Source organism: Actinokineospora sp. HUAS TT18 (genome assembly GCF_051364635.1).
GTDB lineage: Bacteria > Actinomycetota > Actinomycetes > Mycobacteriales > Pseudonocardiaceae > Actinokineospora.
The window spans coordinates 3,752,845-3,768,945 of record NZ_CP195645.1 but is presented as its reverse complement, the minus strand read 5'-3'; the positions used below and the strand labels follow the sequence as shown (position 1 = coordinate 3,768,945).

General features: G+C 68.8%; 19 protein-coding genes. 13 read left to right on the top strand and 6 right to left on the bottom strand.

The features are described from left to right. The first annotated feature begins 12 nt into the window (after positions 1 to 12). The 10 genes from glyA (at position 13) to atpD (ending at position 9,798) form a co-directional block, all read left to right on the top strand. The gene (gene glyA, locus ACSHT8_RS16850) at positions 13 to 1,278 is read left to right on the top strand and encodes a serine hydroxymethyltransferase (RefSeq protein ID WP_436491758.1); all 1,266 of its coding nucleotides are present in this window, start codon (positions 13 to 15) and stop codon (positions 1,276 to 1,278) included. A 106-nt stretch (positions 1,279 to 1,384) separates the two neighbouring features. After that, a complete protein-coding gene (locus ACSHT8_RS16845; protein ID WP_436491757.1) occupies positions 1,385 to 2,533 on the top strand; it encodes a glycosyltransferase family 4 protein in 1,149 nt (382 codons plus the stop codon). Continuing rightward, positions 2,530 to 3,000 (top strand): hypothetical protein, encoded by a 471-nt coding sequence (locus ACSHT8_RS16840; RefSeq protein ID WP_436491756.1) that lies wholly within the window; start codon positions 2,530 to 2,532, stop codon positions 2,998 to 3,000. The genes ACSHT8_RS16845 and ACSHT8_RS16840 overlap by 4 nt, the downstream gene beginning before the upstream one ends. Before the next feature lie 221 nt (positions 3,001 to 3,221). After that, positions 3,222 to 4,001: a F0F1 ATP synthase subunit A gene (gene atpB / locus ACSHT8_RS16835; RefSeq protein WP_436491755.1), complete on the top strand. Its 780-nt coding sequence runs from the start codon at positions 3,222 to 3,224 to the stop codon at positions 3,999 to 4,001. Between the two features lie 74 nt (positions 4,002 to 4,075). Beyond that, positions 4,076 to 4,324, top strand: coding sequence for an ATP F0F1 synthase subunit C (locus ACSHT8_RS16830; RefSeq protein ID WP_436491754.1), 249 nt, complete (start codon positions 4,076 to 4,078; stop codon positions 4,322 to 4,324). Between the two features lie 46 nt (positions 4,325 to 4,370). Continuing rightward, positions 4,371 to 4,904 (top strand): F0F1 ATP synthase subunit B, encoded by a 534-nt coding sequence (locus ACSHT8_RS16825; RefSeq protein ID WP_436502086.1) that lies wholly within the window; start codon positions 4,371 to 4,373, stop codon positions 4,902 to 4,904. A 12-nt stretch (positions 4,905 to 4,916) separates the two neighbouring features. Then, positions 4,917 to 5,741, top strand: a complete 825-nt coding sequence (locus tag ACSHT8_RS16820) for a F0F1 ATP synthase subunit delta (protein WP_436491753.1) — start codon at positions 4,917 to 4,919, stop codon at positions 5,739 to 5,741. 41 nt (positions 5,742 to 5,782) lie between these two features. Further along, entirely contained in the window at positions 5,783 to 7,429 is a 1,647-nt protein-coding gene (atpA, locus tag ACSHT8_RS16815) for a F0F1 ATP synthase subunit alpha (RefSeq protein ID WP_436491752.1), read from the top strand. Positions 7,430 to 7,432: 3 nt separating this feature from the next. Next, entirely contained in the window at positions 7,433 to 8,362 is a 930-nt protein-coding gene (locus tag ACSHT8_RS16810; RefSeq protein ID WP_436491751.1) for a F0F1 ATP synthase subunit gamma, read from the top strand. After that, positions 8,362 to 9,798 carry a F0F1 ATP synthase subunit beta gene (gene atpD, locus ACSHT8_RS16805; RefSeq protein WP_436491750.1) on the top strand — a complete coding sequence of 479 codons (1,437 nt, stop codon included), beginning with the start codon at positions 8,362 to 8,364 and terminating at the stop codon, positions 9,796 to 9,798. The genes ACSHT8_RS16810 and atpD overlap by 1 nt, the downstream gene beginning before the upstream one ends. Before the next feature lie 50 nt (positions 9,799 to 9,848). On the opposite strand, the gene ACSHT8_RS16800 is transcribed toward atpD, so the two are convergent. Both ACSHT8_RS16800 and ACSHT8_RS16795 read right to left on the bottom strand, forming a co-directional pair. After that, positions 9,849 to 11,165, bottom strand: a complete 1,317-nt coding sequence (locus ACSHT8_RS16800) for a hypothetical protein (protein WP_436491749.1) — start codon at positions 11,163 to 11,165, stop codon at positions 9,849 to 9,851. Next, positions 11,165 to 11,662 carry a SigE family RNA polymerase sigma factor gene (locus ACSHT8_RS16795; protein WP_436491748.1) on the bottom strand — a complete coding sequence of 166 codons (498 nt, stop codon included), beginning with the start codon at positions 11,660 to 11,662 and terminating at the stop codon, positions 11,165 to 11,167. The genes ACSHT8_RS16800 and ACSHT8_RS16795 overlap by 1 nt, the downstream gene beginning before the upstream one ends. 123 nt (positions 11,663 to 11,785) lie before the next feature. Here ACSHT8_RS16795 and ACSHT8_RS16790 point away from each other — a divergent pair, with 123 nt between their 5' ends. Both ACSHT8_RS16790 and ACSHT8_RS16785 read left to right on the top strand, forming a co-directional pair. Beyond that, positions 11,786 to 12,142: a F0F1 ATP synthase subunit epsilon gene (locus ACSHT8_RS16790; protein ID WP_436502085.1), complete on the top strand. Its 357-nt coding sequence runs from the start codon at positions 11,786 to 11,788 to the stop codon at positions 12,140 to 12,142. A 29-nt stretch (positions 12,143 to 12,171) separates the two neighbouring features. Next, positions 12,172 to 12,615 carry a DUF2550 domain-containing protein gene (locus ACSHT8_RS16785; RefSeq protein ID WP_436491747.1) on the top strand — a complete coding sequence of 148 codons (444 nt, stop codon included), beginning with the start codon at positions 12,172 to 12,174 and terminating at the stop codon, positions 12,613 to 12,615. Here the strand turns inward: ACSHT8_RS16785 and ACSHT8_RS16780 are convergent, their stop codons facing one another. Genes ACSHT8_RS16780 through ACSHT8_RS16770 form a run of 3 tightly spaced genes read right to left on the bottom strand, consistent with a single transcriptional unit; the run spans position 12,616 to position 14,664 of the window. Continuing rightward, positions 12,616 to 13,818 (bottom strand): RNA polymerase sigma factor, encoded by a 1,203-nt coding sequence (locus ACSHT8_RS16780; protein WP_436491746.1) that lies wholly within the window; start codon positions 13,816 to 13,818, stop codon positions 12,616 to 12,618. Beyond that, complete coding sequence (locus ACSHT8_RS16775; RefSeq protein WP_436491745.1) at positions 13,815 to 14,177, bottom strand: YciI family protein; 363 nt, start codon at positions 14,175 to 14,177, stop codon at positions 13,815 to 13,817. The genes ACSHT8_RS16780 and ACSHT8_RS16775 overlap by 4 nt, the downstream gene beginning before the upstream one ends. Positions 14,178 to 14,226: 49 nt before the next feature. Then, positions 14,227 to 14,664: an SRPBCC family protein gene (locus ACSHT8_RS16770; RefSeq protein WP_436491743.1), complete on the bottom strand. Its 438-nt coding sequence runs from the start codon at positions 14,662 to 14,664 to the stop codon at positions 14,227 to 14,229. A 30-nt stretch (positions 14,665 to 14,694) separates the two neighbouring features. Between ACSHT8_RS16770 and ACSHT8_RS16765 the strand changes: the two genes are divergently transcribed. Next, entirely contained in the window at positions 14,695 to 15,507 is an 813-nt protein-coding gene (locus tag ACSHT8_RS16765; RefSeq protein WP_436491741.1) for a HEAT repeat domain-containing protein, read from the top strand. Here the strand turns inward: ACSHT8_RS16765 and ACSHT8_RS16760 are convergent. After that, positions 15,504 to 16,076 (bottom strand): cob(I)yrinic acid a,c-diamide adenosyltransferase, encoded by a 573-nt coding sequence (locus ACSHT8_RS16760; RefSeq protein WP_436491740.1) that lies wholly within the window; start codon positions 16,074 to 16,076, stop codon positions 15,504 to 15,506. The genes ACSHT8_RS16765 and ACSHT8_RS16760 overlap by 4 nt on opposite strands. Positions 16,077 to 16,101 lie beyond the last annotated feature (25 nt).

Genomic DNA, 16,101 nt, shown 5'->3' with positions numbered 1-16,101 from the left:
TCGAACTAGGAGATGCGTCCCGTCGTGCCCACGCCGTTCTGGGGTCCGGATTTCGCGGCCCTCATCAGCACGGACCCGGAGATCGCCGAGGTCCTGCTCGGTGAGGTCGAGCGGGTGCGGGGTGGGCTCCAGCTCATCGCCAGCGAGAACCTGACCAGCCCGGCCGTGCTGGCCGCGCTCGGGTCGACGCTGTCGAACAAGTACGCCGAGGGCTACCCGGGCGCGCGCTACTACGGCGGCTGCGCCCAGGTCGACATCGCCGAGGAACTGGCGATCAGCCGCGCGACCGCCCTGTTCGGCGCCGATCACGCCAACGTCCAGCCGCACTCCGGCGCCAGCGCCAACCTCGCCGCGTACGCCGCGTTCTGCGAGCCCGGCGACGTCGTCCTCGCCATGGACCTCAAGCAGGGCGGCCACCTGACGCACGGGTCCAAGGTCAACTTCTCGGGCCGCTGGTTCGAGCCCGTCGCCTACGGCGTGGCCCCCGGCTCCGAGCTGATCGACTACGACCAGGTGCGCGACCTCGCCAGGGTCCACCAGCCGCGGATGATCATCGCGGGCGCCACCGCGTACCCCCGGCTGATCGACTTCGCCGCGTTCCGCGAGATCGCCGACGAGGTCGGCGCGATCCTGATGGTCGACGCCGCCCACTTCATCGGGTTGGTCGCGGGCGGCACGATCCCGTCGCCGGTCCCGCACGCCGACATCGTCACCGCGACCACCCACAAGGTCCTGCGCGGGCCGCGCGGCGGCATGATCCTGTGCCGCGCCGAGCACGCCAAGGCCGTCGACAAGGCGGTGTTCCCCTTCACCCAGGGCGGCCCGCTGATGCACGCCGTCGCCGCGAAGGCCGTCGCGCTGAAGGAAGCGTCCGCCCCGGAGTTCGCCGAGTACACCGACCGGGTCGTGCGCAACGCCCGCGCGCTCGCGGAGGGGTTGGAAGCCGAGGGAATGCGCCCGGTGTCGGGCGGCACCGACACCCACCTCGCCCTGCTCGACGTACGGCCACTGGGCATCACCGGCGCCGAAGCCGAGACCCGCTGCGACGCCGCGCGGATCACGCTCAACAAGAACGCCATCCCGTTCGACCCGGCGCCGCCCACGGTCGCCTCCGGCATCCGCGTCGGCTCGCCCAGCGTCACCACCCAGGGCATGACCGAGACCGAGATGGCCGAGATCGCCCGCCTCATCGCCGCCGCCATCCGCGGCGAGCAGGTCACCGACGCCGTCGCCGCACTCGTCGCCGCCTGCCCCGCCTACCCGGGGGAAGCGCGATGACCAACGCCGCTACCTGGTCTGCTGGGCGCGCGGACGTCCGGCCCCAAGACCACACGGCGACCCGCTCCCCGGGGCAGGCCATCGGCGAGTTCCCCAGGACCGCCCGGTGACTCCCTCCTCCTACGCCGTCGCAGGGCTCCCCGTGCGCGAGTTCCTCCTCGTCCTCGTCGTCACCGCCGCCCTGACCTTCCTGCTCACCGGCCTGGTCCGACTCTTCGCCATCCGAATCGGCGCGGTCGCCTACCCGCGGCAGCGCGACGTGCACGTCGTCCCCATGCCCCGCCTCGGCGGCCTGGCCATGTACCTCGGCGTGTGCGGCGGCATGCTGCTCGCCCACCAGCTCCCCGTCCTGCGTCGCGCGTTCGACTACGCGCTCGACCCGGTGGCTGTGCTCATCGGCGGCGGCCTGATCGTCATGATCGGCGTGCTCGACGACCGCTTCGAGCTCGACTCGCTGACCAAACTCGCAGGTCAGACCACCAGCGCGGGCATTCTGGTGCTGTTCGGCATCCAGTGGATGGTGCTGTGGGTGCCGTGGGGCGGCGAGGAGGGCTTCCTCGGCACCGCGCTGATCCTCGACCAGAACCAGGGCGGCCTGCTGGCCATCCTGCTGGTCGTCACCATGGTCAACGCGATGAACTTCGTCGACGGCCTCGACGGGCTCGCGTCGGGCATCGGCCTGATCGCCGCCGTCGCCACCTGCGCCTTCTCGCTACACCTGCTCGAAGAGTCCGGCGGCGCGGTGAACAACTATCCGCCGCTGCTGATCGGGGCCACCCTCGCGGGCGCGTGCCTCGGCTTCCTGCCGCACAACTTCCAGCCCGCCCGCATCTTCATGGGCGACTCCGGCTCCATGCTCATCGGCCTGATGCTGGCCTCGGCCAGCACGACCATGTCCGGCCGCACCCCGCCCACCGCGGGCGCCACCGGCTCGATCGCCCTGCTGTCGCCGCTGCTGGTCGTGGCCGCGGTGCTGTTCGTCCCGCTGCTCGACCTGCTCATGGCCATCGTCCGGCGCACCCGGCGCGGCGAGAGCCCGTTCAGCGCCGACAAGATGCACCTGCACCACCGCCTGCTGGAAATCGGCCATTCGCAGCGCCGGGCCGTATTGCTGATCTATTTGTGGGCCGCGGTGATCGCCTTCGGCGCGGTGTCGCTCTCGCTGTTCGACGGATTCATCGTGGCCTGGGGAATCGGAATCGGCGTCCTGGTCGCGGTGATCGTGTCGGCCATACCTAGACTCAGGGCACGATGAACGAGAATGAATCCCCGGTGAACAACACCGAAGAAACGCAGCCGGACCCGCACGCGCGGGCGCTGCGCACGCTCGCCTCGGCGATGTTCCGCTACGCACTGTGGCCGTCGCTGGCCGCCGTGGTCCTCGGTGTGGTGATTTTCGGCATACTCCACGGCACCAAGGGCGCGCTCGGCGCGCTGGTCGGCGGGTCCATCGCGTGCGCGTCTTCACTGCTCACGCTGTGGTTGATGCGCAAAACCGCGGGCGCCGGTGCGCACATCGCGATGGCCGCCTCGCTCGGCGGGTTCGTCGGCAAGATGCTGGTCCTGCTGCTGGTCATGACCGCGCTGCGCGACGTCGAAGCCCTGCACCGGCTGTCGCTGGCCATCACCATGATCGTCGTGGTCGTGGTGGCCGCCGGAGCCGAGGCGCTCGCCTTCCGGCGCACCAAGCTCCCCACCATCATCCCCGCTGGTGAGCGGTAGTACGGACGCCTTTCCGTACGCCTGTCCGGCGTCCGGAAACCCCCTGATAGTGTTCGCCCCAGACGGCGGGGTCGCCGTGTTACGCGCATGCCTCCAAGGCGCCCGCGCGAACCGGTAGCCGCCTGAAGTCAAGCCAAGTAAGTCAGGTACGTTACGTCCTGATCGTGACGATTCCCCCGGCGGAGTGAACGCCGGCCGGGAGAACCGGAAGGAGCCCACAGGTGGGCAGGCTGCTGGCCGAGGGTGACACGTTTGCACCCCCGGGTGTTAAGGACTTTTTCCTTCCGCCGATTTTCGGCGGGGTCACCAAGCCGATGGTGTTGATGGTCCTGTCCATCCTCATCGTCTCCGCGTTCTTCCTCATTACGTCGCGGAACATGAAGATCATCCCGAGCAAGTGGCAGTTCGCCGCCGAGTCGGTCTACGACTTCGGACGCAACAGCATCGCTCGCGAGCAGATCGGCTCGAAAGAGTTCAAGCCGTTCGTTCCGCTGATCCTCACCCTGTTCACCTTCGTCCTGGTGAACAACCTGTACGGGATCATCCCCGTCATCCAGTTCCCCACGATGGCGAAGATCGGTTTCCCGCTCGCGCTGAGCGTGCTGGTCGTCTACCCGGTCTACCACTACGTCGGCTTCAAGAAGCACGGCTTCGTGGGCTACCTCAAGCACGCCACCGTTCCGCCGGGCGCGCCGTTCGCCATCTACTTCCTGCTGACTCCCATCGAGTTCCTGCAGAAGTTCGTCCTGAACCCGATCACGCTGGCGATCCGAGTCTTCGCCGCGATGTTCGCCGGACACCTCATTCTGCTGGTGTTCACCCTTGGTGGTGAGTACCTGCTCCTGCACGCCGCGGGACCGCTCAAGCCGGTCTCGGTGATCTCCTGGGCCTTCGCCATCGCGATGACCTTCCTGGAGGCGTTCATCCAGGTGCTGCAGGCGTACATCTTCGCGCTGCTCTCGGCCAACTACATCGGCCAGGCGCTCGCCGAAGACCACTAAGGCGTAACACCGAGTAACAAGCAAAGCCCCCGATCCGCGGGCACCCGCGGACCGAGTTGGAAAGGGATACACAAGTGAGCGCAATGGTTCTCGCGCAGGAAGCCAGCAACATCAACGCGGGTCTCGCCGCGATCGGCTATGGCCTCGGCGCGATCGGCCCCGGCATCGGCGTCGGTCTGATCTGGGCCGCCGTCATCAACGGCACCGCCCGTCAGCCGGAGGCCCAGAGCAAGCTCATGGGCATCGCCTGGACGACCTTCGTCCTGGTCGAGGTGCTCGCCCTGATCGGCCTGGTCGTCTACTTCATCGCTTCCGGCGGCTGATCCAAAAGCCCTTCTTCGTTAGGGAGACGTCGTGGTGAAGTCTGTGTTGTTCCTGGCCGCTGAGGAGCCGAACGCGGTGCTGCCGCACCCGTCCGAGATCATCCTCGGTCTGGTGGCGTTCCTGCTGCTGCTGTTCGTCATCTCGAAGTTCGTCGCGCCCCGGTTCGAGAAGCTCTACGCCGAGCGCACCGCCAAGATCGAAGGCGGCATCGAGAAGGCGGAGAAGGCCCAGGCTGAGGCCGAGGCCGCACTGCAGCAGTACAAGGCGCAGCTCGCGGAGGCCCGGGCCGAGTCGGCCCGCATCCGGGACGACGCCCGTGCCGAGGCCGAGCAGATCAAGGAAGAGCTGCGGGCCCAGGCGCAGGAGGAGTCCGCGCGGATCATCGCGCAGGGCCAGGCCAGCCTCGAGGCCTCCCGTGCGCAGATCGTCGCGGAACTGCGCGCCGACCTGGGTCGCCACGCCGTCGCGCTGGCGAGCAAGGTCGTCGGCGAGTCCCTGGAGGACGACGCGCGCCGCCGCGGCACCGTCGACCGGTTCCTCGAGGAACTCGACGCCGTTTCCGCACCGGCGAAGAACTAGGGGACGTCTGACATGACATTCCAAGCCGCGAGTCGGGAAGCCCTCGCCGCCGTCGAGCTCAAGCTGCTCGACGTTATCGAGGGCACCGCAGCCGCTGCGGCCGGTCCGCTCGGCGAAGAGCTCTTCGCGGTCGCCGGGCTGCTGGACCGGGAGATCGGCCTGCGGCGCACGCTGGCCGACTCCTCCACCGACCCGGCCGCCCGCGAGCGGCTGGCCAACAGCCTGCTCGACGGCAAGGTCGGCGCCGACACGCTCCAGGTCGTCGCGGCGGCGGTCAGTGCCCGCTGGTCGAGCCCGCGTGAGCTGGTCGACGGCATCGAGGCGCTGGCCATCACCGCGCTGCTGGTGCGGGCCGAGCGCGACGGCAGGCTCGACGCCGTCGAGGACGAGCTGTTCCGCCTCGGCCGCATCATCGCCGACCAGAACGAGCTGGAGCAGGTGCTGTCCGACCGGACCGCGCCCGCCGAAGGCAAGCTCAGCCTGATCACCGCGCTGATCGACGGCAAGGTCGACCCGACCACCGCGACCCTGGTCGCGAACCTGGTCGGCCAGCCGCGTGGCCGCGGCATCGTCAACGGCCTCGAGAGCCTGGCGGGCGAGGCGGCCAAGCGCCGCGAGCGCTCCGTGGCGCACGTGGTCTCCGCCGGTCCGCTCTCGGCCGCGCAGCAGGAACGCCTCAGCGCGTCCCTGCAGCGCATCTACGGCCGCCAGATCGGCCTGCACATCGAGGTCGACGAATCCCTCGGCGGCGGTCTCGTCGTCAAGGTCGGCGACGAAGTCATCGACGGCAGCACCGCTGGCAGGCTCGACGCGCTCCGGCGCCGGTTCGCCAGCTAATCCCCTAGAACTTTTCCAGAAGAAACGAGAGCAGGAACGACATGGCGGAGCTGACGATCTCGTCGGACGAGATCCGCAGTGCGATCGAAAACTACGTCTCCAGCTACTCCCCGGACGTCAACCGGGAAGAGGTCGGAACGGTTTCCGACACCGGCGACGGCATCGCCCACATTGAGGGCCTGCCCTCGGCTATGGCCAACGAGCTGCTGGAGTTCCCCGGCGGCGTGCTCGGTGTGGCGCTGAACCTGGACGCCCGCGAGATCGGTGCGGCCATCCTGGGTGACTACGACAAGATCGAGGAGGGCCAGGAGGTCAAGCGCACCGGCCGCGTCCTCTCGGTCCCCGTCGGCGACGGCTTCCTCGGCCGGGTCATCGACCCGCTGGGCAACCCGATCGACGGTCTCGGCGACATCGTGGCCGACGACAACCGCGCCCTGGAACTGCAGGCCGCGACCGTCGTGCAGCGTCAGCCGGTCGGCGAGCCCATGCAGACCGGTCTGAAGGCCATCGACTCGATGACCCCGATCGGCCGCGGCCAGCGCCAGCTGATCATCGGCGACCGCAAGACCGGCAAGACCACGGTCTGCGTCGACACGATCATCAACCAGAAGAAGGCCTGGGAGACCGGCGACCCGAAGCAGCAGGTCCGCTGCATCTACGTCGCCATCGGCCAGAAGGGCTCCACCATCGCGGGCGTCAAGACCGCGCTGGAGGAGGCGGGCGCGCTGGAGTACACCACCATCGTCGCCGCCCCCGCGTCCGACTCGGCAGGCTTCAAGTGGCTGGCCCCGTACACCGGCTCGGCCATCGGCCAGCACTGGATGTACCAGGGCAAGCACGTCCTGATCGTGTTCGACGACCTGACCAAGCAGGCCGAGGCGTACCGCGCCATCTCGCTGCTGCTGCGCCGCCCGCCGGGCCGTGAGGCCTACCCGGGTGACGTCTTCTACTTGCACTCCCGTCTCCTCGAGCGTTGCGCGAAGCTGCACGACGACCTCGGCGGCGGTTCGATGACCGGTCTGCCGATCATCGAGACCAAGGCCAACGACGTCTCGGCGTACATCCCGACCAACGTCATCTCCATCACCGACGGCCAGTGCTTCCTCGAGTCCGACCTGTTCAACTCGGGTCAGCGCCCCGCGGTCAACGTCGGTACCTCCGTCTCCCGAGTCGGTGGCGCCGCGCAGACCAAGGCGATGAAGTCGATCTCCGGCACGCTGCGTCTCGAGCTGGCCCAGTACCGCGAGCTGGAGGCGTTCGCCGCCTTCGCCTCCGACCTGGACGCCACCTCGAAGGCCCAGCTGGAGCGCGGCACCCGCATGATGGAGCTGCTCAAGCAGGGCGCGTACTCCCCGATGCCGGTGGAGGAGCAGGTCGTGTCGATCTACGTCGGCACCAAGGGCTTCCTGGACACGCTGCCGGTGGCCGACGTGCGCCGCTTCGAGTCGGAGCTGCTGGAGAACCTGCGGCACCGCCACAGCGGCATCCTCGACGAGATCCGCGTCGACAAGGTGCTCTCCAAGGACAACGAGGAGCGCCTGCAGGCCGCCGTCAAGGAGTTCAGCGCGAACTTCAGCACCTCCGAGGCCCAGGCGGGCGTCGGCCACGAGGCTGAAGCGGACGCGCTGGACGCCAGCGAGGTCGGCCAGGAGACGGTGAAGGTCAACAAGCCCGACCCGAAGAAGTAAGCCATGGCACAACTTCGGGAGATCCGTCAGCGGATCAAGTCGGCTCAGTCCTTCAAGAAGATCTTCAAGGCACAGGAGCTCATCGCCACCTCGCGCATCAGCAAGGCGCAGGCCAGGGTGGCGCAGTCCAAGCCGTACTCGGACGAGATCACCCGGGTGCTCACGGCGCTGGCCACCGGCGCGGCGAATCTCGACTCGCCGCTGCTGGTGTCGCGCCCACGCACGCGTCGGGCCGCGGTCCTGCTGGTCACCAGCGACCGCGGTCTGTGCGGCGGCTACAACGCCAACGCCATCAAGAAGGCCGAGGAACTGCAGGCGCTGCTGCGCGAGCAGGGCAAGACCCCGGTCCTCTACGTCATCGGGCGCAAGGGGCTGAACTTCTACAAGTTCCGCCAGCGCCCGGTCGCGGCGAGCTGGTCGGGCTTCTCCGAGAAGCCCGCCTACTTCAACGCCGCGGCCGCCGGTCAGACCCTGATCGACTCCTTCCTCGAGGGAATCGATGATGGCGAGGCCGACGGTGGCAAGGACGGCGTCGTCGGCGTCGACGAGCTGCACATCGTGTTCACCGAGTTCCAGTCGATGCTCTCGCAGAAGCCGGTCGCCAAGCGGATCGCTCCGCTGGAGATCGAGTACGACGAGAACCCGCCGCTGGGCTCGGCCTACGAGTTCGAGCCGAACGCGGAGACGCTGCTCGGCAACTTGCTGCCGAAATACATCAACACCCGGATCTACGCGGCACTGCTCGAGTCGGCGGCCTCCGAGTCCGCCGCTCGACGCACGGCGATGAAGTCGGCGACCGACAACGCCGACGAACTGGTCAAGAGCTTCACGCGAGTGGCCAACCAGGTTCGCCAGGCGCAGATCACCCAGGAGATCAGCGAGATCGTCGGTGGCGTGGAAGCGCTCGCCTCTGCCGCAGGAAGTGATGACTAATGACTGCCGTTCAGGAACCTCAGACCGCTACCGGTCGTGTCGTCCGGGTCATCGGCCCCGTCGTCGACGTCGAGTTCCCCCGGGACTCCGTGCCGGAGCTCTTCAACGCGCTCAAGGTGGATGTCGCCCTTGAGTCGATGAAGAAGACCATCACCCTCGAGGTCGCCCAGCACCTCGGCGACAACCTGGTGCGCTGCATCTCGATGGCGCCGCAGGACGGCCTCGTGCGTGGCGCCCCGGTGCTCGACACCGGCTCGGCCATCTCGGTGCCCGTCGGTGACGCGGTCAAGGGCCACGTGTTCAACGCCCTCGGCGAGTGCCTGGACAAGCCGGGCCACGCCGCGGACAGCGAGCGCTGGACCATCCACCGCAAGCCCCCGGCCTTCGACCAGCTCGAGGGCAAGACCAAGATGCTGGAGACCGGCGTCAAGGTCCTCGACCTGCTCACCCCGTACGTCGAGGGTGGCAAGATCGGCCTGTTCGGTGGTGCCGGTGTCGGCAAGACGGTGCTCATCCAGGAGATGATCACCCGTATCGCCCGCAACTTCGGTGGTACCTCGGTGTTCGCCGGTGTCGGCGAGCGCACCCGTGAGGGCACCGACCTCTTCCTCGAAATGGAAGAGATGGGTGTGCTTCCCGACACCGCGCTCGTCTTCGGTCAGATGGACGAGCCCCCGGGCACCCGTATGCGTGTCGCCCTGTCGGCCCTGACCATGGCGGAGTACTTCCGCGATGTGCAGAAGCAGGACGTGCTGCTGTTCATCGACAACATCTTCCGGTTCACCCAGGCGGGTTCGGAGGTGTCGACCCTGCTGGGCCGTATGCCTTCCGCCGTGGGTTACCAGCCGACGCTGGCCGACGAGATGGGTGAGCTCCAGGAGCGCATCACCTCGACCCGTGGTCGCTCGATCACCTCGCTGCAGGCGATCTACGTCCCCGCGGACGACTACACCGACCCGGCCCCGGCGACCACCTTCGCCCACCTGGACGCGACGACGGAGCTTTCCCGTCCGATCTCCCAGAAGGGCATCTACCCGGCGGTCGACCCGCTGACCTCGTCCTCCCGAATCCTCGACCCGTCGATCGTCGGCGCCGAGCACTACCGGGTGGCGCAGGAGGTCAAGCGGATCCTGCAGAAGTACAAGGAACTGCAGGACATCATCGCGATCCTCGGTATGGACGAGCTGTCCGAAGAGGACAAGGTGACGGTCAACCGCGCGCGTCGCATCGAGCGCTTCCTGTCGCAGAACTTCTTCGTCGCGGAGAAGTTCACCGGCGAGGTGGGCTCGTTCGTCAAGCTGGCGGACACCATCGAGGCGTTCGACAAGGTCGCCAAGGGCGACTACGACCACGTTCCGGAGCAGGCCTTCCTCTCGATCGGTGGCCTGGACGACCTGGAGCGCAAGTACTTCGAGCTGACCGGCAAGAAGGCTTAAGTTCTTCATCGAGAAGGGGCGGTGTCCATTGCGGACACCGCCCCTTTTCTTTAGAGGGTCACGATTTTCGGTTGCTTGCCGTCCGCGGTGACCTCGACCTCCGTGGCGTTCGCGGGGAGCAGCGCCGCGTCACGGCCCGCGGTGGTCCACGGCCCGTCCGGGGACGTCCGGTAGCGCAGGGCGGCGTCGTAGTAGGCCACAAGCCAGCCCCAGTCGCCCTTCACCTTGGCAGGGAGACCGGCCGCCAGCTTGCCGCCGTAGGTGATGGACTCGATTTTGCCCGCGCGGTCGGTGACCGCGGCGTAGAAGCGGCTGCCGGTGAAGTCGGGGACGTACTCGAAGCCGACCAGGGACCGGCCGTCCGGCAGGTCGACGATCGTCTGGAACCCGGTCACCTGGGCCATCTCCAGCGCGTCGACCATCCCGGTGGGGACCATCGCGTCGTGCAGTTCGGTCAGCTCCGCGCCCTTCGCGCCGTTGACGCGCAAAGGCTGCTGCGGCCAGTCGAGGCTCCGGGAGGGGATCGGCTTGGACTGGCGGTCAGCGCCTTCGGCGTAGCTCGACGACGGCCGCGGCGTCCAGCCCCGCCCAGCCATCATCCCTCCGGGGTCCGTGACCCGGACTGTCCGGGGATCAGTGCCATTCGGCAGGCGGAACAGGCGGATGTCGCTGTCGGTGGAGGGGTTGACGTTCTGCCAGTCCCGCTTCCCTTTGCCGTCCTCGCCGACCGCCCACGCTGAGACGAACACGGCTTTCGGGTCCAGCGAGATCAGCATGACGTCCTGCGGGCCGAACAGGAACGTCGGCGGTGCGGAGGAGAACAGCGGCACCTCGTTGACGAGGGTGGGCTGCTCCCCGGTGACCAGCCCGAACGCCGGGCCCTTCTTGGCCAGGGGAGAGCCGTCGCCGCTGATGTACCGGTCGGTGGTCTCACCGGCCTGGCCGACGATCGCGGCTTTGCCCGCCGGGGTCGTCCCCGCCCAGATGACCTTCGGCGACCCGGTCAGCCGATCGTTGCCGACCGGCTTGTTCGGCGACACCTCGATGCCCTTCCGCCACGCCTCGATCACCCGGGCCAGGTACTCGTTGTCGCCCGCCAGGTCGCCCTGCGTCGGCCCGTCGAGGATCGAGAAGTCGTACCCGCTCTGCTGGTTCTCCTGCCCCGGCAGGCTGGTCGGCGTCGACGAGAGCAGCGCCGCCGTCCCGCCGGTGATGCCGACCAGGGCGGCCAGACCGCCCGCGATCGCCATCCGGTGGCGGACCTGCCGCCGCTTGCCGCCGCGGAGGACGTCGGTGGTGAAGCCGGGGCGGGGTTCGAGGGTGTCGGTGGCCGCGCGGAAGGCGTGGGTCAGGTCTTCGGGGTCCATCAGGTTCGCTCCTTCTCGCGAAGCAGGGTGCGCAGCCGGTCGAGGCCGCGGGAGGTCTGGCTCTTGACCGTGCCGGTGGAACAGCCCAGCGCGGCGGCGGTGTCGGCCTCGGACAGGTCGTCGAAGAACCGCAGGACCAGTACCGCCCGCATCCGCGCGGGCAGCTCGCCCAGCGCGCGGGCGACCTCGTCGCGATCGAGGACGCCGGACTCGGGGCCGCGGACGCCCGGTTCGGCGGCGTCGTCCAGCGGTGCTTCGCGCACGCGCCGTGACTTGGTGCGCCAACGGTTGGCCGACGCGTTGGCCAGCGCGGCCCGGACATACGGTTCGAGGCCGCCCTTGACGCGACGGCGTTTGCCGTAGGCGCGCTCCAAAACGTCCTGGAGCAGGTCCTCAGCGGCGGACTTGTCCCCTCCGCAGAGCAGATAGGCGGTACGGAGCAGTGCGGGCGAGCGGTGGGCGACGAAGTCAGTGAATTCGTCGTCGGGATCGCTCATCGATCACCCCCGGTGAGTGGTGTCTCTGTCACCCTGTCCGACACCAGCCTGGCTGGGGAGGTTGTCACCCGACCAACTAGACTGCGGCGGAACCGCGAGCATAAGGAGATACGCGTGGCTGAGATGTCCGTCCAGCTGGTCGCCGTGGAACGACGCCTGTGGTCGGGTACCGGCACGTTCGTCGTCGCCCAGACCACCGAGGGTGAGATCGGCATCATGCCTGGTCACGAGCCCGTCCTTGGTCAGCTCGTCGAAGGCGGTGTGGTCAAGGTCATCACCACTGACGGCGACGCCGTGGTGGCCGCGGTACACGGCGGGTTCCTGTCGGTGACCGCCGACTCGGTCAGCATCCTCGCCGAGTCCGCCGAGCTCGCCGGTGAGATCGACGTCACCGAGGCCCGCTCCGCACTCACCGCCGACGACGCCGACGAGCGCGCGAGAGCAGCCGCCCGGCTGCGTGCCGCCGAGCAGTCAGCCTGATGACGGCCTGACGGGCGGGGGAGCGGCCAGTGGACATCAGCAATGTGGTCGTGCTGATCCTGGCCGTCGTGCTCGTCGTATTGATCCTGCTTGTCCTACGCCGCCTGCGCCTTCTTCGCGCGGGCGGCGTTCACGTCGCGCTGCGCACGCGCATCGATGACACGGGCAAGGGCTGGCACCTGGGCATCGCCCGCTACCAGGGCGACGAGTTCGCCTGGTTCCGCGCGCTGAGCCTGCGCTCCGGCCCCGACCGCGTCATCCACCGCGACGGCCTGGAGATCGCCCACCGCCGCGAACCCGAACGCGGCGAGACCCCCAACATGCCCCTTGGCTCGCGCGTGCTGCGCTTCGAATACGTCAACAACGTGCCCGACCCGGTCATCGAGGTCGCCATGGGCCCGGACGCGCTGACCGGCTTCCTGTCGTGGATGGAGAGCGCCCCACCGGGACGCCGCCTGCCCTGGGCGTCGTGATCAGCCGAGTCGAGCCGCGCGGTTGAGCAGGTAGGCCCGCTCCGGCGCGCTGGCGGTGGCCTTCGCCGCCTGTTCGTAGAACTTCTTGGCCGACTCCAGGTCGCCCGCCCGTTCCAGCAGGTGCGCGCGCACGGCGGCCACCCGGTGGTGGTTGGCCAACCGGGGGTCCTCCAGGGTGTCCAGCACCGCCAAGCCCGCCAGCGGGCCGTCCGTCTCGCCCAGCGCGACCGCGCGGTTGAGTGTCACCACCGGGCTCGGCGCGATGCGGTTCAGCACGCGGTAGAGGGCGGCTATCTGCAGCCAGTCGGTGTCCTCGGCGCGCTCGGCCTCGTCGTGCAGGGCGGCGATGGCGGCCTGGATCTGGTACGGGCCGATCGGGTGCTCGGCCAGCGCGGCCGTGATCAGAGCCGTGCCCTCGGCGATGCGGGCGCGGTCCCACAGCGCCCGGTCCTGCTCGGCGAGCGGCACCAGGTCGCCGCCGTCGATGCGGGCCGGGCTGCGGGCGTCGGTGAGCAGCATCAGCGCCAGCAGGCCCGCGACCTCGCCGTCGGGCGCCTGCGAGTGCAGCAGCCGGGTCAGGCGGATGGCCTCACCGGTCAGGTCGGCGCGCTGCAGGGTGGTGCCCGAGCTGGCGGTGTAGCCCTCGTTGAAGATCAGGTACAGCACTTCCAGCACAGCCGACAGCGACCCGGGCGTGCCGAAGGTCAGCCCGGACTCGACGAGCTTGCGCTTGGCCCGCGTGATCCGGCGCGTCATCGTGTCCTCGGGCACCAGGAAGGCCCGCGCGATCTCCCCGGTCGACAACCCGCCCACGGCCCGCAGCGTCAACGCGACCTGCGCCGTGCGCGGTAGCGACGGGTGGCAGCAGAGGAACAGCAGCCGCAGCCCGTCGTCCCCCGTCACCTCGGCGTCCGCGGCCGGCGAGGTCAACGCGTCCGACGGCACCCACCCGACCGCCGCCGCCTCCTTGCCGCGCCGGGCCGCCTCCCGCCGCTGCCAATCGATCAGACGCCGCGACGCCACCCGGATCAACCACCCGCGCGGACTGTCCGGCACACCTTCCTCAGGCCACTGCCGTGCCGCGGCGATCAGCGCCTCCTGCACCGCGTCCTCAGCGGCGCCGAAGTCGGCACCGCCCCGCAGGACGGCACCGAGGGCCTGCGGCGCCAGTTCGCGCAGCAGGCCCTCGACGTCGGTACTCACATCTCCTGTCCACCCATGTCCAACACGGCCCGCACCTCGACCGCGTTGTAGCGCGCGTCCGGAATCTTCGCGGCGAGCTCGACCGCCCGCTCCTGGCTGGCACACTCGACGATGTAGTACCCCGCCAGATGCTCCTTGGTCTCCGCGAATGGCCCGTCCACCACGTCGGCCTGCCCGGCGCGCACGCGCACGGTGTTGGCGGTGGTCGGGTCGCCCAGCGGGGCACCGTCGACCAATTCGCCGGACTCGGCGATCTCCTGGGTGAACTTGCCGTACTCGGCCATGAGCCCGTCGCGCTCAGCCTCGGGGAGGGCCTCCCAGTTGGCGGGGTTCGCGTAGATCGACAACAGGTACTTCATCTCTGCTCCTTGGTCGGTGGCTTACGGGGAGACGTCGAACGGCCGGACATCATCCGGACACCCGACTCGCGAGATCGCGGAGATCTTTCCGGAGGTTTCCGCGCACCATCGGCGCCATGAGCGGGCCGACGAATCGGTAGTAGCCACTCGCGTCCCCTTGGACGCGGATACTGGCCAACGTCCCTTCGGGATGCTCGTCGAACCGGTAGGTGACGTGCATCGGGAACGGCCCCGCCACCGACCGCATGTCCAACACCCGCGGCGGCTCGTACTCGTCGACCCTCAGCACGTAGTCGATCCGTTTGCCCAGGAAATACGCGGTCCGGGTGACCCGCGCGCCAACGCCGAACCCGCCGCCCGGCGCCTCGGCGGTGAGGGCGGCCTGCTTGATGCCCTGCGTCCACTCGTGATCGTGCCGCCAGTCCATCGCGTACTCGGCGACCTTGGCAGGCGGCAGCGGGATCACCCGCTCGGCCTTCACGTCCACTCTCGACTCCTCTCGTCACCGTGACGTCGAGTGGAACCCCCGCTTTCGGACAGCCTGACCCGTCCGCGCCCGCGCCGCGACTCTGGGAATGGGCATGGTGCGCACTCGGCATCGCGGGCAGACTTACTCGGGGCCACACCAACTGGGGGTGTTCAAATTCTCGACATCGATGACGCGATCGACGGCGTCCTCGCGGGGGAACCGTCGGCTCGACACGCGATCGCCCAGCAGCTTGTCGACGCCGACGACCAGGCGGTCGACGCTCGGCTCCTGGCCCGCCTGGCGGATGAGCCTCGTCGGACCTGCGCGAGCATGCTGTGTCAGATCCTGGTCGAACGTGACCGCGATCGTGACCCGACACCGATCGTCAACGCGTTCCTCGGACGGTACGCGGATCGCTCAGGGCTGGTTGCGTCCTTCATGCGGCGTCAGCTGTTGGCGCCTGTGGCGCTGTCGTATGGCATTCCGCGGCTGCGCGCTCTCGACTTGGTTCCGTCGTACGCTCGGGATCTCGCCGGGTTCCGGCCAGTTCGACGGGTGTCGGCGGTGATCGGGTTGGGCGCCTGCGCCGACGAACGCGCCGTTCCCTTGATCATCGGTGCGCTGGACGCTCGCAGTCTGGGCGTCCGGTCTGGCGCCGTCGGCGCGGTCCGTTGGCTCAATCGAGATGGCGTGGTCGGCGCCGCCGAACGGCTCCAGGCCGTCGACCGGCTGACCGCCATGCTGGACGACCGTAACGCGAAGGTCGCGCAGCAGGTGCGTTGGGCCCTCACCGAACTCGGGGCGCGGGAACCGGATCCCGACCTGACTCCGCTGCCACCGCTGTGGATCTGGCAGGGCTAGCCGTGGGCGCCGGGCTTCCACAGGACGTCGCCGTCCGGGTTGGCCACCCGGGCCAGGACGAAGAGCAGGTCTGACAGGCGGTTCAAGTACTTCGCCGCCAGGATGTTCGTCCGCTCCGCGTCGTCCTCCAGCAGCGCCCATGCGTTGCGTTCCGCGCGGCGGGCGACGGTTCGGGAGACGTGCAGCAAAGCGGCGCCGGGAGTGCCGCCCGGGAGGATGAACGAGTTCAGCTTCGACAGCCGCTCGTTGTACGAGTCGATCCACCCCTCCAACCGCGTCACGTAAGCCTCAGTGATCCGCAAAGCCGGGTACGGCGGGTCTGGCACGATCGGCGTGCACAGGTCCGCTCCCACGTCGAACAGGTCGTTCTGCACCGCGCTCAGCACCGACGCCACGTCCGGGGCCAGGGCGCCCAGGGCCAGTGCCACGCCGATGGACGAGTTGGCCTCGTCGACGTCCGCGTACGCCGCCAATCGCACCGATGTCTTGGGGACGCGGGAGCCGTCGCCGAGGGCGGTGGAGCCGTTGTCGCCGACCTTTGTGTAAACGCGCGTGATGTGCACCGACATGTTCACCACCCTACTGACAGGGCTC

Coding starts and splice junctions, on each gene's coding strand:
- ACSHT8_RS16840 (WP_436491756.1), top strand. CDS start 2,530: ATGAACGAGAATGAATCCCCGGTGAACAACACCGAAGAAACGCAGCCG.
- atpD (WP_436491750.1), top strand. CDS start 8,362: ATGACTGCCGTTCAGGAACCTCAGACCGCTACCGGTCGTGTCGTCCGG.
- ACSHT8_RS16775 (WP_436491745.1), bottom strand. CDS start 14,177: ATGAAGTACCTGTTGTCGATCTACGCGAACCCCGCCAACTGGGAGGCC.
- ACSHT8_RS16795 (WP_436491748.1), bottom strand. CDS start 11,662: ATGAGCGATCCCGACGACGAATTCACTGACTTCGTCGCCCACCGCTCG.
- atpA (WP_436491752.1), top strand. CDS start 5,783: ATGGCGGAGCTGACGATCTCGTCGGACGAGATCCGCAGTGCGATCGAA.
- ACSHT8_RS16760 (WP_436491740.1), bottom strand. CDS start 16,076: ATGTCGGTGCACATCACGCGCGTTTACACAAAGGTCGGCGACAACGGC.
- ACSHT8_RS16810 (WP_436491751.1), top strand. CDS start 7,433: ATGGCACAACTTCGGGAGATCCGTCAGCGGATCAAGTCGGCTCAGTCC.
- ACSHT8_RS16820 (WP_436491753.1), top strand. CDS start 4,917: ATGACATTCCAAGCCGCGAGTCGGGAAGCCCTCGCCGCCGTCGAGCTC.
- ACSHT8_RS16790 (WP_436502085.1), top strand. CDS start 11,786: ATGTCCGTCCAGCTGGTCGCCGTGGAACGACGCCTGTGGTCGGGTACC.
- glyA (WP_436491758.1), top strand. CDS start 13: ATGCGTCCCGTCGTGCCCACGCCGTTCTGGGGTCCGGATTTCGCGGCC.
- ACSHT8_RS16800 (WP_436491749.1), bottom strand. CDS start 11,165: ATGGACCCCGAAGACCTGACCCACGCCTTCCGCGCGGCCACCGACACC.